We start from the raw sequence: 26,406 nt of genomic DNA on the forward strand, positions 1-26,406 counted from the left end.
AATGACTGATCTTCCTGAGATCAAAATTGTCAAACACGTAAGGGCAAAACGCTTGCGCTTACGTGTTGAACCAGACGCGGTGCGCCTCACTGTTCCCGTTTTTTGTACTCAAAAACAGATTCAAGCGTTTTTAGCGCAATCACAAACATGGCTTGAAAAAACGTGGCAGCAGCAAATGCAGCAACGAAATGCTGCTATTTCCAGTTCATCTGAAGCCCTAACTTTTTTTAATGATTCGACCTATCGAATCGTTGAGCATGAGGCGATCAAACTCTATCGTTTCAATCACGACAACCAGCAATTACTCATTAACGCGGCCCATCGGGCATACGCCTTAAAAGAGGCCACCTTTAATTACGCCAAACAAGTTTTGCCTGACTACTTAATGCAGATCAGCCGCGAGACTACACTTTCTTTCAATGGATGTACGATCCGTCGACCTAAAACACGATGGGGCAGTTGCACCGCTCAAAAAGACATCATGCTGCATGCTGGCTTGGTGCTCATGGATATTGCTGTTGTGCGGTATGTGTGTATTCACGAATTAGCACACACGCGTCATTTTAATCATGGTCCCGAGTTTTGGACAGAAGTACAGCGTCATGACCAAGCCTTTCAAAAACATCGACAACGCCTGAAACAGACGCAGTTGCCACACTGGTGGTACAGCGCATAACGTAATTTGCTTGGTGGATTGCCAGTAATAAATACGGATTCACTTCAATCATTCCAATAAAAAATCACAGTGCGTTCGATAAATAGTTTTGAAAATCAGTACATCCTGTCATACTAGGCAACATTCTGTTGAACTTTGAGGTAAGACACGTGATTTCTGTCGGAATTGTAGGTGGAACTGGTTATACGGGCGTTGAATTGCTGCGCTTATTGCTTCGTCATCCACAGGTAACTGTTCGTGTGTTAACGTCACGTACAGAGGCAGGAAAGCGCGTTTCAGAGATGTTTCCAAGTTTACGAGGACATACTGACCTTGAATTTTCCGACCTTAATGAAGATCTTTTAAAACAATGCGATGTGGTCTTTTTTGCGACACCGCATGGTGTAGCCATGAAGCATGCCAAAGTATTGGTTGAGTCGGGCGTAAAAGTGATTGATCTTGCCGCTGACTTTCGTTTGCAAAATCTTGAGCAATTCGAAAAGTGGTATGGCCTACAGCACGAATGTCCAGATGTTTTAAAATCATCGGTCTATGGTTTACCTGAATTAAACCGTGAAAAAGTTAAGACGGCGCAGGTGGTGGGTAATCCTGGATGTTATCCGACTACGGTACAGTTAGGTTTGGCGCCACTTTTACAAGCCGATGTAGCCCTGATTAAGCCATCAAGTATTATTGTGGATGCCAAATCGGGTGTTTCTGGAGCAGGGCGTAAAGCCAGCCTAGGCATGATTTACACTGAAAATGCAGATAACTTCAAAGCGTATGGAGTTGCAGGGCATCGTCATCATCCAGAAATTGTGGAAGCGCTTGAAAATATCTCAGGGCAAACTGGCGTATTCGATCAGCTTTTGTTTGTACCGCATTTGGTGCCAATGATCCGTGGCATGCTTAGCACCATTTACGTCGACCTGACCGATGAAGGTGCAAACAGTGATTTGCAATCTTTATACGAAGTGTATTATGCACACGAACGATTTGTCGATGTGATGCCAGCCAATAGCTCGCCAGAAACCCGAAGTGTTCGTGGTTCGAATGAGCTTAGAATTGCGCTGTACAAGCCTCAGCCAAATAAACTGATCATATTGTCGGTACAAGACAATTTAGTCAAAGGGGCTGCTGGCCAAGCAGTACAAAATATGAATTTAATGTTCAACTTCGATGAAGCAACCGGTCTGGACGGGATTGGTTTGCTGCCATAAAAACAGCTTAAGACTTCACACACATTTAAATTTCGATTTAAATGTGTGTCAGGCACTATCTTTAAATCGAGATTGCGATGCAAGACACCGAACACGTGGCGACTTTGTCTGATCAACGATCACCCAAAAAGCCATTTTTGAAAACAAACTTACCTCTGGCGATTGCGGCAGTTGTTTTGATTGCAGGAAGCTTTACCTTGGGGTATACAGTAGGTAACCGCCAGGGCTTGACTGTTGTTGGATACGACGCCGATGCAGCTCAACTGGTGGATGTGGTTCAAAAGCAAAAAACATCACTTGATTCAGTCAATAAGAGCCTGAATGCGGCGGTGCAAGAGCGCGATGTTGCAGTAGACAATGCCAATAACTTGTATCAAGCATTGACACAAGCGAAAAATGACAATGCACAAATGATGAATATGAGTGCATTTTATCGTGAAGTGTTGCGTTTGAGAGGTGGATTGCCTCTGACGATTCAAAATATTGCGGTGAAACCTTTGCCTGAAAATGCCTATGAATATCAGGTAGATTTGGTTCAGGTGAGTCCGGGTAAACAACGTGCGATCGGCAGTATCGAATTGCGCTTGATTCAAGGTACTGAAGTGTTGGTCGTTCCAATGAACGACAAAAACTTCAATTTTTATGATTATGAGCGTTTAACAGGGCGCTGGACAATGCCTAATGGATTTACACCGCAATTTATTGAGGTGCGAATTACAGATAATGGCGCGCCAGTAGTTAAACGGTTTAGCTGGCAGCGAGGGAAACCTGTCGAGTCATCTTCGGCCTTTGTGGGCGAGATCCCACAAGCTGAAGCAAATGCAAATTAATTGTGAATACAAGAGTCTATGCGAACATACAAGCGCCAAATTAGTTTAAATGAAGTCAAAGCCTCCTTTTATCAGACAGGATATGTTGACTGGCACATCAATCCACGCTTGGGTGATTCGCAAACCGATGCACCCGATGGTGATCTTGCTGTCAAGACTGCTCCCCCAGAATTAAAGCGTCCACCCCTTTATGCTGTCGTTTTAATGAACGATGACTACACCCCAATGGACTTTGTAATTGAAATTTTACAACAATACTTTGCATTGAATCTTGACCAAGCCACTCAAGTAATGCTAACAGTACATTATGAGGGAAAAGGTGTTGCTGGCGTATATCCAAGAGACATCGCGGAAACGAAAGCAAACCAAGTTAATAACTATGCTCGGTCTCAAGGTCATCCATTACTTTGTCAGATTGAGCCCAAAGATTAAGGGGGTCGTATGCTCAGTCGTCAATTAGAGGTGTCCTTACGTTTGGCTGTAAGCATGGCTCGTCAAAAAAGGCATGAGTTTCTCACTGTAGAACACTTATTGCTGGCTTTGCTCGATAATGATTCAGCAGTCAATGCACTTAAAGCATGTGGCGCAGACATCGTGTCATTACGTAAAGAACTAGAAGAATATGTGGAGCAACATACACCAAAACTTGGGGAAAATAGCGAGCAAGCACCGCACCCGACTGAAAGTTTTGATCGTATTTTGCAGCGCGCGATTTTCCATGTGCAATCAAGCGGTGGAGATCGTACAGTCGAAGGTGCCGACGTGCTGGTTGCGATGTATTCCGAGCGCGATTCCTTTGCGGTTTATTTGCTCAAACGTCATCAAATTAATCGTTTGACCCTGACTCAGTATTTATCTCACGGTACACGTAAAGATGAATCGCAGTCTGAAGAAGAAGTAGAAGACATCGAAGGTGAAAGTTCAGCTTCGTCTAATGCAGGCCCTCTAGAGCAATTTACGCTTAATCTGAACAATGAAGCGCTCAAAGGCAAAACCGATCCGCTGATTGGTCGCGAAAAAGAAATTGAACGCACGGCTCAAATCTTATGTCGTCGTCGCAAAAATAATCCACTTCTAGTGGGTGATCCGGGTGTGGGTAAAACCTCAATTGCAGAAGGATTGGCATGGCTAATTGTAAATGGTAAAGCACCTAAGCCACTAGCTCATGCTGAAGTGTACAGTCTTGATATCGGTGCGTTAGTCGCGGGTACTAAGTACCGTGGTGATTTTGAAAAACGCCTTAAACAGCTACTCAATGCACTCAAGAAAAATCCAAATGCAATTTTGTTTATCGATGAAATTCACATGATTATCGGGGCTGGCTCAAGCATGGGCAGTACCATGGATGCTTCGAATCTCATCAAACCAGCGTTAGCAAATGGAACTTTGCGTTGCATTGGTTCGACCACTTTCCAAGAATATCGTCAGGTATTTGAAAAAGATCATGCTTTATCGCGTCGTTTCCAAAAAATCGATGTAAACGAGCCAAGTATCCAAGAAACGATTGATATTTTACGTGGTCTAAAAACGAAGTTTGAAGACTTTCATCATGTGGAGTATGACGATAAGGCCTTAGTTGCTGCCGTAGAGCTTTCTTCGAAATTTATCAATGATCGTTTCTTGCCAGACAAAGCAATCGATGTGATTGATGAAGCCGGAGCGCAGCGCCGTCTGAAAGCAGAACTTGATGACAGCTTGATTACGGTCGAGAACATCGAAGATATTGTTTCTAAAATTGCGCGAATTCCGCCTAAAACGGTATCGAAAGATGACAAAGCAGTGCTTGAATATCTGGAGCGCGATTTAAAACGCGTGGTATTTGGTCAAGACGAAGCCATTACTGCACTTGCTTCTGCTATTAAACTATCGCGTGCAGGTCTGAAAGCACCAGATAAGCCTGTCGGTAATTTTGTATTTGCTGGCCCAACCGGGGTGGGTAAAACAGAAGTCACCAAACAGCTTGCAAAACTTTTAGGTGTCGAACTGGTTCGCTTTGATATGTCGGAGTATATGGAGCGTCACGCAGTATCTCGTTTAATCGGTGCGCCTCCTGGATATGTCGGTTATGATCAAGGTGGTTTACTGACAGATGCAATTCATAAAAATCCGCACTGTGTATTGCTACTTGATGAAATTGAAAAAGCGCATCCGGATGTTTTTAATCTGTTGCTTCAAGTGATGGATCATGGTTCTTTAACCGACAATAACGGACGCAAATCTGATTTTAGAAACGTGATCATCGTGCTCACAACGAATATTGGTGCTGAAAGTATTTCACGCAACAGTATTGGTTTTACCGAGCAAGACAACAGCAACGATAACCAAGAGGCCATGAAGCGCGCATTCTCTCCAGAGTTCCGTAACCGTCTTGATGGTGTGATTCAGTTTAAAGCATTACCAACCACTGTGATTGAGTCAGTAGTTGATAAGTTTCTTACTGAGCTTCAAGCACAACTCGATGATAAGAGAGTGGTACTTGAGGTGGATCAGTCTGCACGTGACTGGCTCGCGGCCAACGGGTATGATCGCTTAATGGGTGCGCGTCCTATGCAGCGTTTAATCCAAGAGCATTTGAAAAAGCCACTGGCTGAAATGATTCTATTTGGTGAACTGGCCGATCATGGCGGTAATGTTGCGGTATCTGTTAAAAAAGAAGACGGTAAAGAGGTTGGATTACAGCTTTCCGTATTTGAGGACCAAACGGCAGAGCCTGCATAAATGTTATTAGAAGACTTCTCTGCAACCCGAATACTCAGTGTATTCGGGTTGTTTTTTGTGACTGCGGTTGCAGAAATTCTTGGTTGTTATTTCCCTTATCTGATTTTAAAAGAGGGTAAGTCGGCTTGGCTCTGGATTCCAACGGCCTTGAGTTTGGCTCTTTTCGTTTGGTTGCTGACGTTGCATCCCGCAGCGTCAGGGCGTATTTATGCGGCTTATGGTGGAATCTATATTTTTACAGCACTCATGTGGCTGAGGTTTGTAGATCAAGTTACTCTAACGCGTTGGGATCTATTGGGTGGAGCAGTGGTTTTACTTGGTGCAAGTCTGATTATTTTGCAACCCAAATAGCGCTCAATTAAATTTTATGCAAAAAAAAGCCTGATATTGGAGATCAGGCTTTTTTAAAATTTATGCTTAAGATCGCTTTAAATTTTCATTCAATAAAAATTCCATCAATGCTTTTTGTGCATGCAATCGGTTTTCAGCTTCGTCCCATACCACAGAGCTTTTATGATCGAGCATGTGTTCAGAAATTTCTTCACCACGATGTGCCGGTAGGCAATGCATAAATAGACAATCTGGATGAGCAAGTTCCATCAGTTTTTCATTGACTTGAAATGCGGCAAAAGCTGCTTCACGTAACTTTTGTTCTTCTTCTTGTCCCATGCTAGCCCACACGTCGGTCACGATCAAATCTGCATTTACAGCCGCATCTTCAGCATTATTAAATACTTCAACACAGTGCGCAAATTCAGCCATAAATTCAGGTTTTGGTTCATAACCTTTAGGTGCACCAACCTTTAATTTAAAGCCCATCATGTGCGCAGCTTCAATATATGAATTACACATGTTATTGCCGTCGCCAATCCATGCAACGGTTTTGCCTTGAATATTTCCACGATGTTCTTGATAGGTTTGAAGATCTGCAAGTAACTGACATGGATGATGATCATCTGTCAGACCATTGATCACAGGGACAGAAGAGTAAGATGCAAAGCGCTGCACAACATCGTGACCAAAGGTGCGAATCATGACAATATCAAGCATGCTTGAAATAACGCGTGCAGAATCTTCGATCGGTTCACCACGGCCTAGTTGTGTATCACGTGGTGAAAGAAAAATTGCACTTCCACCAAATTGAGCTATTCCTGCTTCAAATGAAATGCGAGTTCGTGTGCTTGATTTCTCAAAAATCATTCCCAACACTTTACCTTTAAATGGCTGAAACAGTTCATTATTGTGTTGCTGGCGTTTTAGTTCGCTTGCTCGATCAAGGAGATTCTTTAATTCAGTAGAAGAAAGATCGCGTAAAGTAAGAAAGTGCCGTAGAGCCATGGTTACTCCACAATAATTGTTTTATAACAATTAGTTGCTGGTTGGTGAACGAAAAAAACAATCGATTAATATACTATATGATACAAAAAATGCAAAAAAATTAGTTTAGTTTGTGTGCGTTTAAAAAAAGATCAACGCAATAATCGATGTGTTCGTGAATATCCTCACAATCGGTCGTTAAAGGAACCCCCATAATAATCTTCCATTCAATATTTCGAAGGATACCAAAGTACATCATGGCTGAATTTAAGGGTTTTTTGCACTCAATCTGTCCTTTTTCTGCGGCATATTGCAGTGCATCAGCAATGCATTTTTGAATATATTCTGGACCTTTTTGGTGCAAGTACAGGGCTAGATCTGGATTGCGCTGTGACTGCTCGATTAATAAACGCATAAAAGCAGAATTTTCTGTGCAGGTAATTTTGGCAAAGAAGTTATATAAGGTGCTGGTTAAAAAGGAACGAAGATCATCCTGTTGAGCGTCGTAAGAGGCATAGATATTTTTGAAAAAAAGTTCGCGACGATAATCACAAATCGCAGTAAACAAACCTTCTTTACTACCAAAGTATTTATAAATCGAGGCTTTCGATCCACCTGCATGATTTACGACATCATCTAAAGACACCGCATCATACCCTTTTTCAAGAAACAGTTCTGTCGCACTAAGTAATAAAGCCAGCCAGCGCTCATGCCCCCGACGTGTTAAGGGGAGATCGCACTTTGTCGGGCAGGGTTGTCGTGTCATCTGTTTAGACATAAAAAAGGAGGGTAATACTAATCATGTATTTAAGTATAACAAATTGTTTGATGTTGTGCTTTTGGGGCTGGTGCAGGGGCTGAGAGGTTTTTAAAGTGAGAGCCCACATGTGACTCTCACTTTAAAGTATTTAGATTTCAGATTCTTCTTCTACGTCGTCTTCAGCCGCAATACCGAGCTCTTTGAGCTTTCGGGTAAGGGTGTTTCGACCCCAGCCAAGTAACTCAGCAGCATGGCGTTTTCGACCACGAGTTTGTTGCAATGCCGCGTTAATGAGTGTTCTTTCGAACATTGGCGTGGCAATATCCAAAATTTTCATCTCACCATTTTTGAGCTTTTGAATCGCCCATTGGCCTAGTAGCTCATCCCAGTGATGTAGAGAAATGCGATCAAAGTTTGGTGTCGCAATATTTGTATCTGCTGATTTCTGGATCGGGATTTGTTTGAGTTCAGAAGGTAAATCTTCCGGATAAACTTCTCGACCAGTAATCATAACCGTCAACCAGCGGCACGTGTTTTCGAGCTGACGAACATTACCTGGCCATGGCAGTTGCTGCATATAGTCAGTTGTTTCGGTACGCAAAATCTTGGGACTCACCCCAAGCTCTTTTCCAGCTCGGGCAAGAAAGTGCTGCGCCAGCATTGGAATGTCTTCGCTGCGGTGGGCCAGCTTAGGAATATGAATACGAATCACGTTTAAACGATGATACAAGTCTTCACGGAAGCGTCCTTCATTCACCAGTTTTTCTAGATCTTGATGCGTTGCTGCAACAATACGTACATCGACCTTAACTGGAATATGGCCACCTACACGATAAAACTCGCCATCTGCAAGTACGCGAAGTAGTCGTGTTTGCGTTTCAAATGGCATATCGCCAATTTCATCTAAAAATAACGTACCACCATTGGCCTGTTCAAAGCGGCCTTGACGCTGTGTATTGGCACCAGTGAAAGCACCTTTTTCATGACCGAACAACTCGGTTTCAATTAAGTCCTTTGGAATGGCGGCCATGTTGAGCGCAATAAAGGGTTTGCTGCTACGTGGCGAATGCTTATGCAGTGCATGTGCAACCAGTTCTTTTCCGGTTCCCGATTCGCCATTGATCAACACAGTGATATGCGACTGAGAAAGGCGCCCAATTGCTCTGAATACTTCCTGCATGGCAGGCGATTCGCCAATGATTTCAGTTGATTGAGCAACCGATGCTGACTTGCTGGCTTCTTGTTGCTGTAATTTATTGATATGCAAGATGGCACGATTGACCAGTGCAAGAGCTTCATCGATATCAAATGGCTTAGGTAAGTATTCAAAAGCACCCGTTTGATAACTAGACACAGCCGATTCAAGATCTGAATGCGCTGTCATAATAATCACAGGTAAATCTGGATTACTGTTTTTGACTTTACCTAGAAAAGTAAGGCCATCGATACCTGGCATACGGATATCGGTTAAGATCACATCCGGTGCATCGTCGAGTAATTGGTCAAGCGCAGTCTGAGCTTCTTCAAAACTGGTGACATCAAAACCTTCTTCTTTAAAGGTTTTCTCTAAGACCCAGCGCATGGCGCGATCGTCGTCAATTACCCATATTTTATTTCGCGACATGGTCTGTCTCCCAAGGTAGATATAAGCTAAATACAGTTTTTCCGGGTACAGATTGGCATTCAATCATCCCGTTGTGTTGATGCATAATATTTTGAGCAATACTCAAGCCCAGTCCTGTGCCTTTGGCGCGCCCAGTAACCAGTGGGTAAAATACAGATTCAATAATATCTTGCGGAATACCCGGGCCATTGTCTTCTATATCAATTCGAATGGCTGAGCGATTTAATACCCCATTAATGGTCACTAGTCGTTGAATACGCGTACGTAAAGATAAATGTGGCGCTTCTTCAACGAAAAATTCCTTATTTTCTGTCATGGCTTGAATGGCATTTACACTAATATTCAGCATGACTTGAATGAGTTGATCGCGATCTGCTTTGACATCTGGTAGTGAGAGATCGTAGTCGCGCGTAATCTTAATTTTCTTTTTGGTTTGATTGACTATTAGTGAGCGCACGCGCTCTAAAGGCTCGTGCACATTGACGTCTTCATAACTTGGTAGCTGTCTCGAACCCAGCATGGTATCGGCCAGATTACGAAGACGATCCACTTCGCTGATAATAATATCGGTAAACTCTTCGTATTTCGGATCGTTAAGACTACGTGCCAGAAGTTGAGTTGCGCCGCGAATACCACCAAGCGGATTTTTGATTTCGTGAGCAACGCCGCGAATCAGTTGCCGTGCAACTTGATGTTGCTGAATAAAGTTTTCTTCTTTAGAAATTTTCAGCATCCGATCAATCGGATTTAACTCGATCAATAGCAATGGATGATACGGTTTGCCGGTATTGAGCTGTGAAACGGTGTAGTCGACATGAATGTCTTTGAAATTGACATTAATTACCGCTTCACGCCGCGTATAATGCTGCCCAGAATTCAGGGTATTTAAAAGCGCCTCGTAGGTATTAAAGGTATCATCAGGTGCATGCATTAAGTTAATGGCAGGTTGACCGGCAGCCCTTAATAGGCTGATGTCGAATAGTGCTTCACAGGATGAGTTCAAATAAAACACATTCAGATTGCTATCGACCAATAAAATAGCAGTGGTCATATTGTCCACTAAAAGTCGGTAGTCGATAGTCGGTTGGTGATCCATTAGCGGAAGTATCCTGTTTTAAAATGGCGCAATGGCATCTTGTTAAAAAATATCTGTCCTTGTTATGAGATATATCCGAAGCAAAATGCACGCCAACTTTGCCAATTAAAGTGCAATAGCAATATTTTTGAGTTAAAAATGTGCTATGTGGTCTATCAGTGAATTTTTTTAACACATTCTTAGCGTCATGATCTGTAATTATGCATTTAATTGGTGCATTTTGATGAAAATATAAATTTTTATGAATTATTTTGGTGCGCTAATGAATCGTTAATGAATCGACCTGTTTTTCTTTTCAGAAACATCATACAATACGCGGATTCTAGTGGAGTGCAGATTCATGAAATCCCCCAAAGTCGGTTTTGTATCTTTAGGTTGTCCTAAGGCATTGGTAGATTCTGAACGAATTTTAACTCAGTTGCGTACTGAAGGTTATGAAGTAGCATCAAATTACGATGGTGCAGATTTAGTTGTTGTGAATACCTGTGGTTTCATTGAATCTGCAGTACAAGAGTCATTAGATGCGATTGGCGAAGCCATGAATGAAAATGGCCGTGTAATTGTGACAGGATGCTTGGGTAAAGACGAAGACAAAATCCGTCAAATGCATCCAAATGTGCTTAAAGTCACTGGTGCAGCAGCGTATCAAGATGTGATGGAAGCGGTACACGAGTATGTGCCTGCGCCGCCTAAACATAACCCGTTTATCGATTTAGTTCCAGAGCAAGGTATTCGTCTTACACCAAAGCATTATGCGTACTTGAAGATTTCAGAAGGCTGTAATCATCGTTGTACCTTTTGTATCATTCCAAGTATGCGTGGTGATCTAGTATCGCGTCCAGTTGGATCGGTACTTGAAGAGGCCGCAGCGCTTAAGCGTTCTGGTGTTAAAGAAGTTTTGGTGATCTCACAAGATACGTCTGCTTATGGTGTCGATACCAAATACAAGCTTGATTTCTGGAACGGTCAACCTGTAAAAACCAAATTTTACGACATGTGTGAAGCCTTGGGTCAGATGGGTATCTGGGTACGCTTACATTATGTTTATCCCTATCCGCATGTCGATGCCGTAATTGATTTGATGGCTCAAAGCAAAATTTTGCCGTATTTAGATATTCCTTTTCAGCACGCCAGTCCGCGCATCTTAAAATTGATGAAGCGACCAGCCCATAGTGAAAATACTTTAGAGCGTTTAAAAGTATGGCGTGAAAAATGCCCGGATCTCGTCATTCGATCAACCTTTGTGGTCGGTTTCCCGGGTGAAACTGAAGAAGATTTCCAAATTTTATTGGAATGGCTTAAAGAGGCCCAGCTCGATCGCGTAGGTTGCTTTACCTATTCACCTGTTGAAGGTGCGACAGCAAACGATTTGCCAGATCATGTTCCAGAAGAGATTAAACAAGATCGTTACGAGCGTTTTATGCAAGTTCAGCAAGAAATTTCGGCTGCCAAATTGCAAAAGCGTATCGGTCAAACCATGACTGTTTTGGTGGATGATCTTGAAGATGAATTTCCAGTAGCAGTGGCTCGCTCTTATGCTGATGCACCTGAAATCGATGGGAACGTATTTGTCGAAGATATTGATAAATCCATGATTCAGCCTGGCCAGTTGCTGGAAGTGGAAATTACCGATGCTGACGAATATGACTTATATGCCAAGCTGATCAAGATCAAAGCAGCTTAGTTGCGCGTTAACAAACAGAATTCAATTTAAACATCGCATTTTGGAGCATAATTATGGCTGATACGAACAGTCCTCGCTATTCACGAATTTTGTTAAAGCTGTCGGGCGAAGCATTGTCAGGCAATAAAGATATGGGAATCGATGCTCAAGTGCTCGACCAAATGTCTTTATCGATTGCACACTTGGTCGGCTTGGGTGTGCAGGTTGGTATCGTAGTTGGTGGTGGTAACCTATACCGTGGCAGTCAATTGCAAAAAGATGGTTTGGTAGGCCGTGTAACTGGCGATCAAATGGGCATGCTGGCGACGGTCATGAATGGTCTAGCGATGCGCGATGCACTAGTACGCCGTAACATTAAAACTCGTTTGATGTCTGCTTTGTCGATTGGTACTGTGGTAGAACCATACTCAAGTCGTGATGCAATTCGTTATTTGGGTCAGGGTGAAGTCTGTGTATTTGTAGCAGGTACCGGAAATCCATTTTTTACAACGGATACAGCTGCATGTTTGCGCGGTATTGAGATTGAAGCTAATCTTATTTTAAAAGCCACAAAAGTTGATGGTGTTTATAATAAAGATCCAAGTAAATACGATGATGCTGTTAAGTACGATCAATTGAGCTTTGATCAAGTGCTTGACGAAAAACTCGGTGTAATGGATTTGACTGCGATTTGCTTATGCCGTGATCATAATGTGCCGTTACAAGTATTCGATATGAATAAGCCAGGTGCACTATTGTCGGTTATCATGGGTGAAAAAGAAGGAACCCACGTCACCAACAGATGACGGCGCCTTTAAAGCTCTTTATACTAGCCCACTAATTTAGTTTTACACTTTTTGAATGAATAAGTAAGGAAGATCATATGATTAACGATCTCAAACAAGACAGCGAACAGCGTATGCAAAAAACTCTAGAATCGCTAGAGCAAGGTTTTGCAAAAGTTCGTACAGGTCGTGCACATCCATCAATTTTAAATGGTGTCATGGTTCCTTACTATGGTTCAGATGTGCCGCTTAATCAGGTTGCAAACGTGGGTGTTGAAGATTCACGTACGCTTATTGTTCAGCCATTTGAACGTACGATGGTATCTGCAATTGACAAAGCGATTCGTGAAAGCGACTTGGGTTTAAACCCAATCACTGCAGACGCGATTCGTGTGCCGTTACCCGCTTTGACTGAAGAAACACGTCGTGACATGCAAAAAGTTGCACGTACAGAAGCTGAAAATGCCAAAGTCGCGATCCGTAATATTCGTCGTGATGTACTTGGTGATATCAAAGCATTGTTGAAAGAAAAAGAAATTTCTGAAGATGATGAGCGCCGTGCAGGTGATGATATTCAAAAAATTACCGATAAATATGTTGCTGAAGTTGATAAGCGTTTGGCAGCAAAAGAAGCAGAATTGATGAAGGTCTAAGTTTTTATGACCTTATTAGAAGAGCACCATCTTCCAAAACATGTTGCCATCATTATGGATGGCAACAACCGTTTTGCCAAAAAAAATCAAATGCAAAAAGGAGATGGTCATCGAGAGGGTAAAAATAGTTTAGACCCGATTGTTGAGCATTGCCGTTCAAGAGGAATTCAGGCCTTAACGGTCTTTGCTTTTTCGAGTGAAAATTGGAATCGTCCGCAAATTGAAGTCGATTTGCTGATGAAGCTTCTTGAGGAGGCGATTCATGAGCAATTGCCTCGCATGCGTAAATTCAATATTCAGTTGCAGTTTATTGGTGATCGTTCGCGGTTATCTCCTCATTTACGTGATCTTATGCGAAGTGCAGAGCAAGAAACAGCAAGTTTTAGCTCCATGACGCTAACCATTGCTGTGAGCTATGGTGGGATGTGGGACATTGCAGAGGCGGCAAAACAAATTGCCAGTGATGTACACACGGGTCATCTGGATATTGGACAAATTGACGCTTCCTTATTTGGTCAGTATGTTAGTCTGAACGAGCTTCCACCAGTCGATTTATTGATTCGAACTGGAGGCGATTATCGTTTGTCTAACTTTTTGCTTTGGCAGGCTGCCTATGCAGAGCTTTACTTTACAGAAACATTGTGGCCAGAGTTTTCAACTCAAGAGTTCGACCACGCATTAGATGTTTTTGCTGGCCGTGAACGCCGTTTTGGTAAAACATCAGAGCAAATCCAACAAGATAAAATTGAGAATTAATAATGTTAGAGCGGATCCTAACCGCGTTGGTGTTAGTGGCAGTGGTGCTGATCTGCATGTTTGCTACCCAATCGCATTATCCTATGTTTGGATTGATGATCTTAGCGGCAGGTGTTGCAGGCTATGAGTGGTTCAAGCTTATGCCAAGAACCACACCACATGTGGTCAAGCCTAAAGCATGGTGCTATGGTGCTGTAGTTGCACTGATTGCAGGGCTGGCGTTATTTTATAATGACGTGGCACTCTTACTATGGTCGGCATCCATTTTGACATGGTTGGTGAGTAGCTTCTGGGTGAAATCTTATCCGGAGTACGATGGCTGGTACAACGCGACATTGTATATACTTGGTCTAATTCTGGTGAGTGCTGCTGTCACTGCGATCTTTGAGGTATGGAAAGCATCTCCGTGGTGGCTGATGTATCTATTTCTTCTGGTTTGGGGCGCAGATACTGGTGCTTACTTTGTTGGGCGTAAATTTGGTAAGCGAAAACTTGCACCAACGGTCAGTCCAAATAAATCAATTGAGGGATTGATTGGTGGTGTAGTGATCACGGTTGTCGTGATTATTGTGGTTGAGTTCTTTTATCTAGATCTATCCCTTGCACAACATATTCTTTTTCTGATTTTATCTTTATTGACTGTATTTGCCTCTGTTTTAGGTGATTTGTTTGAATCCATGATTAAGCGTCGAGCGGGAATCAAGGATTCAGGACGTATTTTGCCAGGTCATGGTGGTGTACTCGACCGAATTGATTCATTGTTGGCTGCTGCTCCTGTTTTTGCTGCAGGAATTTATCTATTGAAGCTCATTGGTGTAGATTTATAAATGACACAATCTGTTTGTATATTGGGTGTGACCGGTTCGATTGGGCAAAGCACTTTAAGAGTTTTAGAGCAGCATCCAGATCAATATTCAGTATATGCCGTTACCGCATATAGTCGAATTGATGAACTACTGGCGATATGCAAACGGGTAAATCCTCAAGTTGTGGTGATTCCTGCTGAAAAATTTGTTCAGCTTAAACAGCTTTTTATCGATGCTCAACTTGAACACATTGAGATTCGGGTCGGATCTGAAGGTTTGATCAGTGTGGCTTCTGCTCCGGACGTAGACATTGTGATGGCGGCGATTGTAGGTGCGGCGGGTTTGCTGCCAACACTCGCAGCAGTTAAGGCAGGTAAGCGTGTATTGCTTGCAAACAAAGAATCGCTGGTGATGTCTGGTGATATCATGATGCAGGCTGCTCGCGAACATCGTGCCTTGTTGTTGCCTGTCGATTCAGAACACAATGCGATTTTTCAGTCTTTACCACATAATTACTTGAGTCTGTCCCCAACAGGATCTCCTCAGCTTGGTGTATCTCAAATTTTATTGACTGCATCGGGTGGGCCATTTCTGGATTATCCAGATGATTTGTTGTCACAAGTAACTCCGCAACAAGCATGTAAACATCCAAACTGGTCAATGGGACAAAAAATTTCTGTTGATTCCGCTACACTCATGAATAAAGGGCTTGAGTTAATCGAAGCCTGTCATTTGTTTTCAATTTCTGAACATTTTGTTACAGTTGTCGTTCATCCACAAAGTATTATTCACTCCATGGTTCAATATGTAGATGGTTCTACGTTAGCGCAAATGGGGAATCCAGATATGTGTACACCAATTGCGCATGCACTGGCGTGGCCTGAGCGTATAGCAACAGATGTCCCAGCTCTGGATGTCTTTGCTCACGCGCAGTTGAATTTTAGACAGCCTGATACACAAAAGTTTCCTTCCTTAACGCTTGCCAGAGAAGCGATGCGATCTGGTGGTTTGGCGCCATGTATACTTAATGCAGCCAATGAAATTGCAGTTGAGGCATTTTTAAATCATAAAATAAAATTCACTTCGATACCGGAAGTGGTTGAGCATGTGCTGAATCACGTGCAAAATGATAAGGCAACCAGTATTGAGCATGTTTTAGAGATCGATGCTGTAGCACGACAGGTTGCAGGTCGTTACATCCAACAGATCAGAGGCTAGAAAGATGAGTGTATTGTATATTGTCATCGCTGCAATATTGCTGCTAGGTCCTCTTATTGCGATACATGAGTTTGGTCATTACTGGGTGGCTCGAAAACTGGGCGTGAAAGTTTTGGTCTATTCAATTGGTTTTGGGCCAACATTACTTAAATGGACGTCTAAAAAATCGGGCATACAGTATCAGCTTTCGGCGTTGCCGCTCGGTGGATATGTCAAGATGCTTGATGAGCGTGAAGGTAATGTGGCCGAGGCTGACTTGCCGTATGCGTTTAATCGTCAATCGCCATGGAAACGGATTGCAATTGTCGCGGCAGGCCCTTTGATTAATCTACTGTTTGCTGTGGTTTTGTTTTGGATTCTCTTTTTACCTTCACAAGAACAGCTCAATACCCGAATTGGGAAAGTTATTCCCAATACACCTGCAGCCGAAATGGGATTAAAAGCAGGTGATCAAGTTGTATCTGTCGATGGTAAAGAAACACCTACTTGGGAGCGTCTAAATTTTGCACTGGTTGATCGTGCAGGTGAAACGGGTCAAATCCGTGTCATGGTCAATGATCAGGGTACAGATAAAACGGTAAATTTGCCGATACAAGATTTTTTGAAAAATCAGAGCCAATCAGCGCTTGATGTACTTGGTTTTCTGCCGTATCGTCCAGCCATGCCAGCAGTCATTCATCAGTTGAGTGAGGATGGTGCTGCAATACGTCAGGGGATGAAGGTTGGAGATCGCATTTTAAGTATAAACGGCTTAAAGATGAACGATTGGTTCGATGTGGTCGATATTGTTCAAAAATCACCTGAGAAATTGCTTAATATAGATGTCTTACGCGAGGGGCAGCTTGTTCACTTACAAGTGATGCCACAAGGTAAACGTGACAGTATGGGTAATGTTACAGGAATGCTGGGTGTTCAGAGTAATCCTGGTAAGGTAACGATTCCTGCTGAATATAAGCAGTTAATTCAATATACTCCTATCCAGGCAATGGGTATGGCTGTTGATAAGACCGTGCAAATCTCTGGCATGATATTGAATTCCATTGTGAAAATGGTTCGTGGTTTGATTGGTCTTGAGAATTTATCAGGTCCGATTACAATTGCTAAAGTTGCAGGTCAAAGCGCAGAAATGGGCTGGCAAACATTTATCTCTTTTATGGCTCTCATGAGTGTGAGTTTGGGGATTTTAAACTTGCTGCCGATTCCTATGCTGGATGGAGGACATTTGGTTTATTACTTTATTGAAGCCATACGCGGTAAACCTGTTTCCGAACAAATACAAATGTTCGGTCTAAAAATTGGTATGGTACTGCTCGGTAGCATGATGCTTTTAGCGCTTTTTAATGATTTTATGCGTCTATAAACGCTGATATGGAAAAATTAACTTACTGGAAAAAACTGGCATGCGGCACACACATTTATTAATGCCTTTGGCACTTGTTAGTGCTATGGCAGCGGTACAACAAGCATATGCAGCAAATGGTTTCATTGCACGCGAAGTAAAAATAGAAGGCTTAGTCCGTCTTACACCTTCAAATGTTTACAATATGTTACCGATTAACAGTGGGGATCGTGTTGATGATCCTACGATTGCCGATGCCATTCGTACATTGTATGCAACGGGTCTTTTCGATGACATCAAAACCTATAAGCAAAACGATGTCCTCACCTTTAGAGTGGTTGAACGGCCAGTCATCTCTAAAATTGAATTTAAAGGCAATAAGCTTATTCCTAAAGAGGCCTTGACTGAAGGTCTGAAAAAAATGGGTGTGGTTGAAGGTGATGTGCTTAAAAGCTCAGCACTACAGACCATTGAAACGGAACTTGAGCAGCAATATGCGCAGCAAGGTCGCTATGATGCAGACATCAAAGTTGAGACCATCGCGCAGCCAAATAACCGTGTTGCTTTAAAGCTGGATTTCTATGAAGGAAAGCCTGCTAAAGTTGTCGAAATCAATCTGATTGGTAATACTGTATTTAGTGACAGTGATATCAAGCAAGCCTTTGCCATTAAAGAGAGCGGCTGGTCTTCAATTGTTACGCGTAATGATCGTTATGCACGTGAGAAAATGGCGGCAAGTCTTGAATCACTGCGCGCGCTTTATTTAAACAAAGGGTATATTAATTTCAATATTAATAACTCTCAGTTAAATATCAGCGAAGACAAGAAAAAAATCTTTGTTGAAGTATCTGTTACTGAAGGCAGTCAGTTTAAATTTGGTCAAACCAAGTTTCTTGGCGATGCGCTTTATCAGCCACAAGAGTTAGAAGCTCTCAAAATCTATAAAGACGGTGATACTTACTCGCAAGAGAAAGTAAATGCTGTTAAGCAATTGCTTTTGCGTAAATACGGTAATGCTGGTTATTACTTTGCAGAAGTGAATGTTGTTCCGCAAATCAATAATGAAACCGGTGTGGTTGATCTTAATTACTATATCAACCCGGGTCAGCAGGTTAAAGTTCGTCGTATCAATATTACGGGGAATACCAAAACCGCTGATGATGTATTGCGCCGCGAAATGCGTCAGATGGAAGGCGCACTTGCAAGTAACGAAAAAATTGATCTTTCAAAAGTGCGTCTGGAGCGTACAGGCTTCTTCAAAACAGTTGATATCAAGCCAGTTCGTGTACCAAACTCACCAGATGAAGTTGATCTTAATGTCAATGTAGAAGAGCAGCATTCAGGTTCTACAACCTTGGCTGTAGGTTATTCTCAAAGTGCAGGTATTACCTTCCAAGCAGGTTTAAGTCAAACCAACTTGCTCGGTACGGGGAATCGTTTTGCACTTGACTTGACTCGTTCGCAAACACAAGACTATTACAACTTAAGTGTTACAGACCCTTACTTTACCATTGATGGTGTAAGTCGTGGTTACAACCTTTACTACCGTAAAACCAAACTCAACGACGAATACACTGTTAATAACTATGTCACGGATAGTTTTGGTGGCAGTTTGTCATTTGGTTATCCAATTGATGAAAATCAAAGCTTAAGTGCATCTTTGGGTATCGATTCGACTAAAGTAAAAACTGGTCCGTATGTCTCTACTTATGTACGTGATTACTTATTGGCGAATGGCGGAAAAACGACAGGTACATCGACATATTGTACTGTTGATCTGACCGAAGCGAATAACTTTACGTGTCCTGCAGGATCGACGGTTACTTATGACTCTCAATTTGAGGGTGACTATCTCACTTATATCCTCAACTTAGGATGGTCATACAACACCCTTAATCGTCCGATTTTACCAACCTCAGGTACGTCACATCGTGTTAACCTTGAAGTAGGTTTGCCGGGTAGTGACGTCGATTACCAGAAGTTATCATACGATACGCAAGCCTATTTCCCATTAGGAAAAGACTTCGTACTCAGAGGCTACGGTAAACTTGGTTATGGCAATGATTTACCATTCTATAAGAACTTCTTTGCTGGTGGTTACGGTTCGGTACGTGGTTTCGAAAGTAGCACATTAGGTCCGCGTTATCCGGGTGTTGTTTATCAAGAATCTGGTAAGACTGATCCTGATTGGGAAGCAGTCGGTGGTAATGCACTGGTGCAGTTTGGTACAGAGCTTGCACTCCCTGTACCGTTTAAAGGTGACTGGGCGCGTCAGTTCAGACCAGTGATCTTTGCTGAAGGCGGTCAAGTTTTTGACACCAAATGTGATCTTCCATCTGGGAAATATTCGATTAATGGTGTAGATGCCAAGAAGTATTGTGAAGATAACTACGGCTTCGATCTGGGTAACCTCAGATATAGTGTGGGTGTAGGCTTTACGTGGATTACGATGATTGGTCCATTATCTTTGAGTTATGCATACCCACTTAACAAAAAAGATGGTGACGATACACAATCGATCCAATTTGAAATTGGCCGTACTTTCTAAAGTACGGTTCACTTTTGATCTGTATGTTTTCCTGATTAAGGAACAGTTATGAATAAAATGAACAAAATTTTACTGGTTCTCGGTACTGCATCATCGGGTCTTACACATGCTGCTGGTATTGGAGTGGTTGATCTGGCTCGCGTAGTCGATAACAGCACCTATCTAAAACAGCAAAATGCAAATTTGAACCAGTCGGTAAAGCCAAGTACAACGCGTTTAGAACAGTTGGGTAAAGAGCTTGATGCGCTTCGCCAAAAAGCTGAAACTGAAGGGCGGAGTATGAAAGAAGCTGATATTCAAAAGCTGAATCAACAGTATCAGGCCAAATTAAGTGAGTTCAATTCAACTCAGCAAAGCTTGCAGACCAAAGTTCAGGGTGGGTTGCAGAATATGAACAACACCTTTGAAGCACGTGTCAAACAAGCGGCTGAGCAACTCAGAAAAGAGAATAATCTGGATTATGTATTGAATAAAAATGCAGTGATCGCATCGGATACAAAAGATGATTTAACTGACAAAATGATTCAAAAAGTGAATGCAATTAAATAATCCATGAAAGTTCATCAATATTCTTTAGAAACATTGGCTCATCTTGTACAAGGTGAGCTTTTTGGTGATGCAGCACTGAAATTGTCGGGTTTGGCAAGCCTTGAGCATGCAGATAACCAACACATTGCCTTTGTGAATGGAGAAAAGTATCTTGATGCTGCAATTTCCACACAGGCCGGTGCACTCATTGTTCAGCAAGAGTTGAAAGAAAAGCTGACACAGCATCAGAATTTTATTGTTGTGGATAATCCCTATCTGGCATTTGCTAAATTGACGCATGTTTTTGAAAAAAAGCATACGCAAACTGGAATTGAAGCGACGGCTCAAATACATCCATCAGTCGTTGTTCCTGAAAATGTCTATATCGGCCATTATGTAGTCATTGGTGAAGACTGCAAGATTGGTGAAAATACCGTTATTCTTTCTCATACTGTGTTGGCAGATAATGTATCTGTTGGTCATAATTGTATGATCGATTCACATGTTTCTTTGCTTGAAGGCACCACAATTTTGGATCGTGTACGTATCCATGCCAATACCGTGATTGGCGGGGAAGGATTTGGTTTTGCACCATATCAGGGTCGATGGCACCGTATTGTGCAATTAGGCAAAGTTCGAATCGGTAATGATGTGCGTATTGGTTCAAATTGCTGTATCGATCGTGGGGCACTTGATGACACTATTATTGAAGATGGCGTGATTATTGATAATCTTGTGCAAATCGCTCATAACGTGCATATCGGTGCGAATACTGCAATTGCAGCCAATTGCGGGATTGCAGGCAGTACCACAATTGGCAAAAACTGTATCCTTGCGGGTGCCTGTGGTGTGGTAGGTCACATCAACATTGCAGATAATGTGACGTTAACGGGAATGTCAATGGTCACAAAAAGTATTTCTGAAGCCGGAACTTATTCTTCAGGTACAGGTCTTTTGGACAATCATCATTGGAAACGTACAATTGTTCGCTTTAGACAATTAGCAGATGTGCCATTGACCCAAGTCATGAAACGACTCGATCATATACAAGCTCAAATTGAGTCTCTTGAATCAACTTTTAAATTGCGTAAATAGAATATGATGACTGAGTCAAACACTCCTGCGTTTACGATCCCTGAATTGCCAATGGACATTCAAAAAATTCGTGAATACTTACCGCACCGCTATCCATTTCTTTTGGTCGACCGTGTAACTGAAGTCGGTGAAAATAATATTGTAGGTTATAAAAACGTTTCGATTAACGAAGAGTTTTTTCAAGGCCATTTTCCAAACTATCCAATTATGCCTGGTGTTTTGATTGTCGAAGCACTGGCACAGGTAGCAGGTATTTTGGGTTTCATTATGAATAATGAAACACCAAAGCCGGGTTCTTTGTTTCTGTTTGCAGGCGCAGAGAAAGTACGTTTTAAAAAGCAAGTGGTTGCAGGTGACCAGCTGGTGTTAAAAGCTGAGCTTGTGATGCAAAAGCGTGGTATTTACAAGTACAATTGTATTGCGACAGTTGATGGTAAAGTCGCAACAACCGCTGAAATTATAGTTTCACATTTAAGAACAGAGCAGGCATGAGCAATAACGACCTAATTCATTCTACCGCTATTATTGATCCATCTGCTGTAATTGCAGCAGATGCTCAAATTGGGCCGTATTGTGTAATTGGTCCCAACGTCACGATTGGGGCTGGAACAAAACTTCATTCGCATGTCGTTGTTGGTGGTTTCACCCGAATTGGTGAGCATAATGAAATTTTTCAGTTTGCAAGCGTCGGTGAAGTGTGTCAAGACCTTAAATATCAAGGTGAAGAGACTTGGTTGGAAATCGGCGATCATAACCTGATTCGTGAGCATTCTAGTCTACATCGCGGTACAGTACAGGATAATAGCTTAACCAAAATTGGTAGCCACAACCTGTTGATGGTGAATACGCATATTGCCCATGATTGCCAAATTGGTGACCATAATATCTTCGCAAATAACGTGGGCGTTGCAGGTCATGTGCAAATTGGCAGCCATGTGGTTGTGGGTGGAAACTCAGGTATTCATCAGTTCTGTAAGATTGACTCGTATAGCATGGTCGGTGGTGCATCTTTAATTTTAAAGGATGTTCCAGCTTATGTTATGGTCTCTGGAAATCCAGCACATGCATTCGGTATGAATGTTGAAGGTATGCGTCGTAAAGGCTGGTCAAAGCATGTGATTCAATCTTTACGTGAAGCTTACAAGCTGATTTATAAGTCAGGATTGACCACTGAGCAGGCCATTGAAAAAATTCGTACCGATATCTTACCCGAAACGCCTGAAGTTGAACTTTTAATCGACTCAGTAACTTCTTCAAAGCGTGGTATTGTGCGTTAAGTCGTTAATAAAAAAAGACACTATCAAGTGTCTTTTTTTTGGCCTATTTGAAGTATTTTACTTCTTCGGCTTGAGGATAGGTTTTTAATAGCTTGGCCTTGAGTTGGTTGGCTGCTGTCGTGTTGTGTTCAACATCTTTGGCGATACTATAGAGCTGATAAAGTGAACGTGGCGCCTTGCTTGATGTTGGATAGCGTTTTACGACAATATCATAATTCTTTTTAGCTTCTGAATAGTTCACCGGATCTGTAGCCAAGTTAAATTCTGCTAACCAGAAGTAAGCGTTCCCTGTATAGATGCTATTGGGGTGATTCTTGATAAAATTTTGCATGGGAGCAATCGCTTTTTTTGCACCGCCTTGTTTATAGGCATCTAAAGCAACTGTGTAAGCGGCCTTTTCAAGTTCTACTGGATCTTGTTGATTAGCAGTAGGGGTAGCGTTATTGCCAGCTGGAGCTGAATTTGAGGCATCTGAAGGCGCAATGGTGGTATTTGTAGGGGATGCTGTATTCGACTGCGCATCCGGATCAGCAGAAGTACTATCAGGATCAAGTTTCTGATTCAATAACTCCAGTCGTTGATCAAGATCGGTATAGCGATTTTGTAAGTCATTCTTCAGTTTTTCAATTTCGTTGTCTTGTTCTTCTAATTTACCGCGTAAGCTACGAATCTCGTTTTCAAGCTGCTGGTTTTTTTGCATGAGCTCCCAGTTAATATTAATGGGTGCAGCAGGAGATGTACCAGATAAAGAACTACCAGTGTTTTGACTCAGACCACGCGATTCAATGGGAATATTTGCATATGTTTGTGCGCCAATAGAAAGAAGAACGGCTGTAAAAAGCAAATGCTTGTTGAGCATAAGAGAATTCCATTTAAAAACTTAGAAAAATGCGCTATGCATAAGACGAGCAGAGTCATCTTAAATACTGTTGTCATTTCATGTAGTCATTAAAGCATTGGTATATAGAAATGCAAGATGTACTTACAAACTTGTAGCATTTTAATAAGTGAAAGCATGAAACGATTCAATTGGTTTAAATTTTGCCTTTAAAATGAATGAGCTGATGATGAATTCACCACTTGAAACTGATTTTGACTTAAAACCTTAATTAGTACTTGCAAGGCTTATAAAAATCTCTATACTCTGTTCTTGCAATGGTAGCCCTGCTGGTGGCTTCGCAATTGTACTCTGTGAACCCCGCCAGGACCGGAAGGTAGCAACGGTAGCAGATCTATAATGTGCCGAGGTTTTGCTAGTAGGGTTACCACCATTCTAATCTTCTGCTGTGTAATTTATCGCTTTCAAAATAATATCCATATCAAAACCTCTATATTGTAAGAACCGAATTTGCTTTGCTTTTTGTTTAGGATCTTTCTCCACAGTATCACCAAACTTCTTTCTTTTTAATTGATATGCCTGTTCAAACCAGTCGATATCATTGAATTCGTCATCAATTAATTCACGATCAAGCGCTTTCTTCTTTAAAGCGTGTTTAATTTGATTAGGACCTTTACCTTTGCGCATTTGACTGGCCAGAACCATTTCTGCAACACGCTGATCACTTTGATAGTTCTGATCTGATAACTCCTCTACCAATTGTATGACTTCGGCTTGATCAAGCGCGTACAGATTGAGTTTCTCAATTAATTCAGCTTTGCTGTATTCTTTTCGCGTTAGAAGTGCAAATGCTAAAGAGCGAAGGCGAGTGCCTGTTAGGGTGGGATTATCGGGTTTCTTTTTTTGGAAATACATATTCAAACTCATGAAAAAACGCCCCAGAGGGCGTTTGATAGTGTGGTGGCTTAACTTTCAATAAAGTCGGGCTGTTCTTCTGGCTCATCATCATGCGCAGCGGCTGGATCTGTATTTTTGGTGAGCAATTGTTCGCGAATAGCGCGTTCAATTTCTGCCGAAATACTTGGATTTTCCTCAAAATAACGAATCACGTTATTTTTACCTTGTCCAATTTTGTTGCCTTGATATGAATACCAAGCACCTGCTTTTTGAACAATATTTTGTTGAACTGCGAGATCGACAAGTTCACCTAACTGGTTAACACCTTTACCGTACAGGATCTGGAAAATAGCTTCGCGAAAAGGAGGGGCCATTTTGTTCTTAACCACTTTTACTTTGGTTTCAGAACCGACGATTTCGTCACCTTCTTTTACTTGGCCAATACGACGGATATCCAATCGAACAGATGCATAAAATTTAAGTGCATTACCGCCCGTTGTGGTTTCAGGGCTTCCAAACATTACACCAATCTTCATACGAATTTGGTTAATGAAGATCACCATGCAATTAGAGCGTTTGGCATTACCCGTAATTTTACGTAGCGCTTGACTCATCAAGCGGGCTTGCAAGCCCATATGTGAGTCGCCCATTTCACCTTCAATTTCAGCTTTTGGGGTCAATGCGGCAACCGAATCGACCACGATTAGATCAATCGCACCCGAGCGAACCAGCATATCCGCGATTTCTAGGGCTTGTTCACCATTGTCTGGCTGAGAAACCAAAAGATTTTCAATATCAACACCGAGCTTGCGTGCGTATTGAGGATCCAGTGCATGTTCTGCATCGATAAATGCACATGTACCGCCAGATTTTTGACATTGAGCGATTGCCTGTAATGTCATGGTGGTTTTACCTGAGGATTCAGGACCGTAAATTTCAACAATACGACCCTTCGGTAAACCTCCAATGCCAAGCGCAATATCAAGCGTGAGCGAACCTGTAGAAACAGCTTCAACGGCTTGCACGGTATTGTCGCCTAAGCGCATAACTGTGTTTTTACCAAACTGTTTTTCAATCTGGCTTAAGGCAGCTTGTAATGCCTTACTTTTATTATCATCCATCTCACAACCTCAAAACTGTGTAATATCACTTTCATTCAAAGTGGATGTATTGAATTTCAACCTCGTTCCACTGATGTATAGTGACAGATTTGCTCTTTCTCTTCTATGTCGATAATGTGCTAGTACGACACATTATGACGCTCAAAACGCAAATGAGTTTACTCATCATTGTATGACCACGATTGATCGAACTGCTGATCATTATCTTGCTTGAACCGATTGATTTGTCTTCTATCTTTTTTGGATGGACGATGATCTGGTCGAGCTAAATTATGCAATTTTCTTTGCGAAGCAATCAACTCTCTTCGTGCAATACTGACAGGCGTTTCTTCGTACAACTGTTGTGCAACTGGAGCAGGGCCACGCATGCTCGATAGTGCTTTAACCACAACAGTTTTACGCTCGATTCCCTGCTGAATGGTAAGCTCCATTCCAATACGCACATCTTTGGAAACTTTTACGCGTTCATTGTTGTGGTGAACCTTGCCACCTTCAATTGCAGCTTTTGCTATTGAACGTGTTTTAAAGAAACGAGCTGCCCATAACCATTTATCGACTCGCATTGAATCGATACTTTTTTCTTCATGTTGCTGTTTTGACATCAAAATCCTTACAAAAGCCACAAAGCAGTTTGATTTTGCCTTTTTACTTTTAGGCACGCT

At 42.0% G+C, this 26,406-nt stretch carries 26 protein-coding genes and 1 other RNA gene; 19 read left to right on the forward strand and 8 right to left on the reverse strand.

Annotated elements, in window-relative coordinates; genetic code table 11:
* Position 1 precedes the first annotated feature (1 nt).
* The 6 genes from ADA42_RS03995 (at position 2) to ADA42_RS04020 (ending at position 5,774) form a co-directional block, all read left to right on the forward strand.
* On the forward strand, positions 2-676 hold the full coding sequence (locus tag ADA42_RS03995; RefSeq protein WP_048763702.1) for a SprT family zinc-dependent metalloprotease: 675 nt from the start codon (positions 2-4) through the stop codon (positions 674-676).
* 149 nt (positions 677-825) lie between these two features.
* On the forward strand, positions 826-1,875 hold the full coding sequence (gene argC / locus ADA42_RS04000; protein ID WP_048763704.1) for an N-acetyl-gamma-glutamyl-phosphate reductase: 1,050 nt from the start codon (positions 826-828) through the stop codon (positions 1,873-1,875).
* Positions 1,876-1,952: 77 nt separating this feature from the next.
* Positions 1,953-2,705 carry a DUF6776 family protein gene (locus ADA42_RS04005; RefSeq protein WP_004936753.1) on the forward strand — a complete coding sequence of 251 codons (753 nt, stop codon included), beginning with the start codon at positions 1,953-1,955 and terminating at the stop codon, positions 2,703-2,705.
* Positions 2,706-2,723: 18 nt separating this feature from the next.
* Positions 2,724-3,137: an ATP-dependent Clp protease adapter ClpS gene (gene clpS, locus ADA42_RS04010; protein ID WP_004936756.1), complete on the forward strand. Its 414-nt coding sequence runs from the start codon at positions 2,724-2,726 to the stop codon at positions 3,135-3,137.
* Positions 3,138-3,146: 9 nt separating this feature from the next.
* Positions 3,147-5,423, forward strand: coding sequence for an ATP-dependent Clp protease ATP-binding subunit ClpA (gene clpA, locus ADA42_RS04015; protein ID WP_048763706.1), 2,277 nt, complete (start codon positions 3,147-3,149; stop codon positions 5,421-5,423).
* Positions 5,424-5,774, forward strand: a complete 351-nt coding sequence (locus tag ADA42_RS04020; protein WP_048763707.1) for a YnfA family protein — start codon at positions 5,424-5,426, stop codon at positions 5,772-5,774.
* 66 nt (positions 5,775-5,840) lie between these two features.
* Here the strand turns inward: ADA42_RS04020 and argF are convergent, their stop codons facing one another.
* The 4 genes from argF to glnL all read right to left on the reverse strand — a co-directional run bounded on the left by argF (position 5,841) and on the right by glnL (position 10,220).
* Positions 5,841-6,761, reverse strand: a complete 921-nt coding sequence (gene argF / locus ADA42_RS04025) for an ornithine carbamoyltransferase (RefSeq protein WP_048763709.1) — start codon at positions 6,759-6,761, stop codon at positions 5,841-5,843.
* 100 nt (positions 6,762-6,861) lie between these two features.
* Positions 6,862-7,518, reverse strand: coding sequence for a TetR/AcrR family transcriptional regulator (locus ADA42_RS04030; protein ID WP_048763710.1), 657 nt, complete (start codon positions 7,516-7,518; stop codon positions 6,862-6,864).
* A gap of 130 nt (positions 7,519-7,648) precedes the next feature.
* Complete coding sequence (gene glnG / locus ADA42_RS04035) at positions 7,649-9,124, reverse strand: nitrogen regulation protein NR(I) (RefSeq protein WP_004936774.1); 1,476 nt, start codon at positions 9,122-9,124, stop codon at positions 7,649-7,651.
* Positions 9,111-10,220, reverse strand: a complete 1,110-nt coding sequence (glnL, locus tag ADA42_RS04040; protein ID WP_004936777.1) for a nitrogen regulation protein NR(II) — start codon at positions 10,218-10,220, stop codon at positions 9,111-9,113. Before glnL ends, glnG begins: the two co-directional genes overlap by 14 nt.
* Before the next feature lie 340 nt (positions 10,221-10,560).
* On the opposite strand from glnL, the gene rimO reads away from it, so the two are divergent.
* The 12 genes from rimO (at position 10,561) to lpxA (ending at position 22,888) form a co-directional block, all read left to right on the forward strand.
* Entirely contained in the window at positions 10,561-11,904 is a 1,344-nt protein-coding gene (rimO, locus tag ADA42_RS04045) for a 30S ribosomal protein S12 methylthiotransferase RimO (protein WP_004936780.1), read from the forward strand.
* Between the two features lie 53 nt (positions 11,905-11,957).
* On the forward strand, positions 11,958-12,689 hold the full coding sequence (gene pyrH, locus ADA42_RS04050; protein ID WP_004936781.1) for a UMP kinase: 732 nt from the start codon (positions 11,958-11,960) through the stop codon (positions 12,687-12,689).
* A 77-nt stretch (positions 12,690-12,766) separates the two neighbouring features.
* A complete protein-coding gene (frr, locus tag ADA42_RS04055; RefSeq protein WP_004936784.1) occupies positions 12,767-13,321 on the forward strand; it encodes a ribosome recycling factor in 555 nt (184 codons plus the stop codon).
* A 6-nt stretch (positions 13,322-13,327) separates the two neighbouring features.
* Positions 13,328-14,077 carry a polyprenyl diphosphate synthase gene (gene uppS / locus ADA42_RS04060; RefSeq protein WP_025094866.1) on the forward strand — a complete coding sequence of 250 codons (750 nt, stop codon included), beginning with the start codon at positions 13,328-13,330 and terminating at the stop codon, positions 14,075-14,077.
* A 2-nt stretch (positions 14,078-14,079) separates the two neighbouring features.
* Positions 14,080-14,904, forward strand: a complete 825-nt coding sequence (locus ADA42_RS04065; RefSeq protein ID WP_004936791.1) for a phosphatidate cytidylyltransferase — start codon at positions 14,080-14,082, stop codon at positions 14,902-14,904.
* Positions 14,905-16,101 carry a 1-deoxy-D-xylulose-5-phosphate reductoisomerase gene (ispC, locus tag ADA42_RS04070; protein ID WP_048763728.1) on the forward strand — a complete coding sequence of 399 codons (1,197 nt, stop codon included), beginning with the start codon at positions 14,905-14,907 and terminating at the stop codon, positions 16,099-16,101. It abuts the gene before it with no gap.
* A gap of 4 nt (positions 16,102-16,105) precedes the next feature.
* Complete coding sequence (gene rseP, locus ADA42_RS04075; RefSeq protein ID WP_004936798.1) at positions 16,106-17,461, forward strand: RIP metalloprotease RseP; 1,356 nt, start codon at positions 16,106-16,108, stop codon at positions 17,459-17,461.
* A gap of 40 nt (positions 17,462-17,501) precedes the next feature.
* Positions 17,502-19,988, forward strand: coding sequence for an outer membrane protein assembly factor BamA (gene bamA, locus ADA42_RS04080; protein ID WP_004936801.1), 2,487 nt, complete (start codon positions 17,502-17,504; stop codon positions 19,986-19,988).
* A 48-nt stretch (positions 19,989-20,036) separates the two neighbouring features.
* Complete coding sequence (locus ADA42_RS04085; RefSeq protein ID WP_048763730.1) at positions 20,037-20,537, forward strand: OmpH family outer membrane protein; 501 nt, start codon at positions 20,037-20,039, stop codon at positions 20,535-20,537.
* A 3-nt stretch (positions 20,538-20,540) separates the two neighbouring features.
* On the forward strand, positions 20,541-21,611 hold the full coding sequence (gene lpxD / locus ADA42_RS04090; protein ID WP_004936807.1) for a UDP-3-O-(3-hydroxymyristoyl)glucosamine N-acyltransferase: 1,071 nt from the start codon (positions 20,541-20,543) through the stop codon (positions 21,609-21,611).
* Positions 21,612-21,617: 6 nt separating this feature from the next.
* Positions 21,618-22,103 (forward strand): 3-hydroxyacyl-ACP dehydratase FabZ, encoded by a 486-nt coding sequence (gene fabZ, locus ADA42_RS04095; RefSeq protein WP_025094871.1) that lies wholly within the window; start codon positions 21,618-21,620, stop codon positions 22,101-22,103.
* The gene (lpxA, locus tag ADA42_RS04100; RefSeq protein WP_004936813.1) at positions 22,100-22,888 is read left to right on the forward strand and encodes an acyl-ACP--UDP-N-acetylglucosamine O-acyltransferase; all 789 of its coding nucleotides are present in this window, start codon (positions 22,100-22,102) and stop codon (positions 22,886-22,888) included. The genes fabZ and lpxA overlap by 4 nt, the downstream gene beginning before the upstream one ends.
* 43 nt (positions 22,889-22,931) lie before the next feature.
* Here the strand turns inward: lpxA and ADA42_RS04105 are convergent, their stop codons facing one another.
* Entirely contained in the window at positions 22,932-23,747 is an 816-nt protein-coding gene (locus ADA42_RS04105) for a YbgF trimerization domain-containing protein (RefSeq protein ID WP_048763732.1), read from the reverse strand.
* A 306-nt stretch (positions 23,748-24,053) separates the two neighbouring features.
* Between ADA42_RS04105 and ffs the strand changes: the two genes are divergently transcribed.
* Positions 24,054-24,150, forward strand: an RNA gene (gene ffs / locus ADA42_RS17850) — signal recognition particle sRNA small type.
* Between the two features lie 11 nt (positions 24,151-24,161).
* On the opposite strand, the gene ADA42_RS04110 is transcribed toward ffs, so the two are convergent.
* The 3 genes from ADA42_RS04110 to ADA42_RS04120 form a co-directional block, all read right to left on the reverse strand.
* Complete coding sequence (locus ADA42_RS04110) at positions 24,162-24,641, reverse strand: regulatory protein RecX (protein WP_048763734.1); 480 nt, start codon at positions 24,639-24,641, stop codon at positions 24,162-24,164.
* A 50-nt stretch (positions 24,642-24,691) separates the two neighbouring features.
* On the reverse strand, positions 24,692-25,744 hold the full coding sequence (gene recA, locus ADA42_RS04115; RefSeq protein WP_025094874.1) for a recombinase RecA: 1,053 nt from the start codon (positions 25,742-25,744) through the stop codon (positions 24,692-24,694).
* Positions 25,745-25,902: 158 nt separating this feature from the next.
* Complete coding sequence (locus ADA42_RS04120) at positions 25,903-26,346, reverse strand: RNA-binding S4 domain-containing protein (protein ID WP_004936824.1); 444 nt, start codon at positions 26,344-26,346, stop codon at positions 25,903-25,905.
* Positions 26,347-26,406: the final 60 nt, after the last annotated feature.

The organism is Acinetobacter sp. 243_ASPC (assembly GCF_001054715.1).
Taxonomy (GTDB): Bacteria; Pseudomonadota; Gammaproteobacteria; order Pseudomonadales; family Moraxellaceae; genus Acinetobacter; species Acinetobacter soli.

Coding starts and splice junctions, on each gene's coding strand:
- ADA42_RS03995 (WP_048763702.1), top strand. CDS start 2: ATGACTGATCTTCCTGAGATCAAAATTGTCAAACACGTAAGGGCAAAA.
- ADA42_RS04005 (WP_004936753.1), top strand. CDS start 1,953: ATGCAAGACACCGAACACGTGGCGACTTTGTCTGATCAACGATCACCC.
- clpS (WP_004936756.1), top strand. CDS start 2,724: ATGCGAACATACAAGCGCCAAATTAGTTTAAATGAAGTCAAAGCCTCC.
- clpA (WP_048763706.1), top strand. CDS start 3,147: ATGCTCAGTCGTCAATTAGAGGTGTCCTTACGTTTGGCTGTAAGCATG.
- ADA42_RS04020 (WP_048763707.1), top strand. CDS start 5,424: ATGTTATTAGAAGACTTCTCTGCAACCCGAATACTCAGTGTATTCGGG.
- argF (WP_048763709.1), bottom strand. CDS start 6,761: ATGGCTCTACGGCACTTTCTTACTTTACGCGATCTTTCTTCTACTGAA.
- ADA42_RS04030 (WP_048763710.1), bottom strand. CDS start 7,518: ATGTCTAAACAGATGACACGACAACCCTGCCCGACAAAGTGCGATCTC.
- glnG (WP_004936774.1), bottom strand. CDS start 9,124: ATGTCGCGAAATAAAATATGGGTAATTGACGACGATCGCGCCATGCGC.
- glnL (WP_004936777.1), bottom strand. CDS start 10,220: ATGGATCACCAACCGACTATCGACTACCGACTTTTAGTGGACAATATG.
- rimO (WP_004936780.1), top strand. CDS start 10,561: ATGAAATCCCCCAAAGTCGGTTTTGTATCTTTAGGTTGTCCTAAGGCA.
- pyrH (WP_004936781.1), top strand. CDS start 11,958: ATGGCTGATACGAACAGTCCTCGCTATTCACGAATTTTGTTAAAGCTG.
- frr (WP_004936784.1), top strand. CDS start 12,767: ATGATTAACGATCTCAAACAAGACAGCGAACAGCGTATGCAAAAAACT.
- uppS (WP_025094866.1), top strand. CDS start 13,328: ATGACCTTATTAGAAGAGCACCATCTTCCAAAACATGTTGCCATCATT.
- ADA42_RS04065 (WP_004936791.1), top strand. CDS start 14,080: ATGTTAGAGCGGATCCTAACCGCGTTGGTGTTAGTGGCAGTGGTGCTG.
- ispC (WP_048763728.1), top strand. CDS start 14,905: ATGACACAATCTGTTTGTATATTGGGTGTGACCGGTTCGATTGGGCAA.
- rseP (WP_004936798.1), top strand. CDS start 16,106: ATGAGTGTATTGTATATTGTCATCGCTGCAATATTGCTGCTAGGTCCT.
- bamA (WP_004936801.1), top strand. CDS start 17,502: ATGCGGCACACACATTTATTAATGCCTTTGGCACTTGTTAGTGCTATG.
- ADA42_RS04085 (WP_048763730.1), top strand. CDS start 20,037: ATGAATAAAATGAACAAAATTTTACTGGTTCTCGGTACTGCATCATCG.
- lpxD (WP_004936807.1), top strand. CDS start 20,541: ATGAAAGTTCATCAATATTCTTTAGAAACATTGGCTCATCTTGTACAA.
- fabZ (WP_025094871.1), top strand. CDS start 21,618: ATGACTGAGTCAAACACTCCTGCGTTTACGATCCCTGAATTGCCAATG.
- lpxA (WP_004936813.1), top strand. CDS start 22,100: ATGAGCAATAACGACCTAATTCATTCTACCGCTATTATTGATCCATCT.
- ADA42_RS04105 (WP_048763732.1), bottom strand. CDS start 23,747: ATGCTCAACAAGCATTTGCTTTTTACAGCCGTTCTTCTTTCTATTGGC.
- ADA42_RS04110 (WP_048763734.1), bottom strand. CDS start 24,641: ATGTATTTCCAAAAAAAGAAACCCGATAATCCCACCCTAACAGGCACT.
- recA (WP_025094874.1), bottom strand. CDS start 25,744: ATGGATGATAATAAAAGTAAGGCATTACAAGCTGCCTTAAGCCAGATT.
- ADA42_RS04120 (WP_004936824.1), bottom strand. CDS start 26,346: ATGTCAAAACAGCAACATGAAGAAAAAAGTATCGATTCAATGCGAGTC.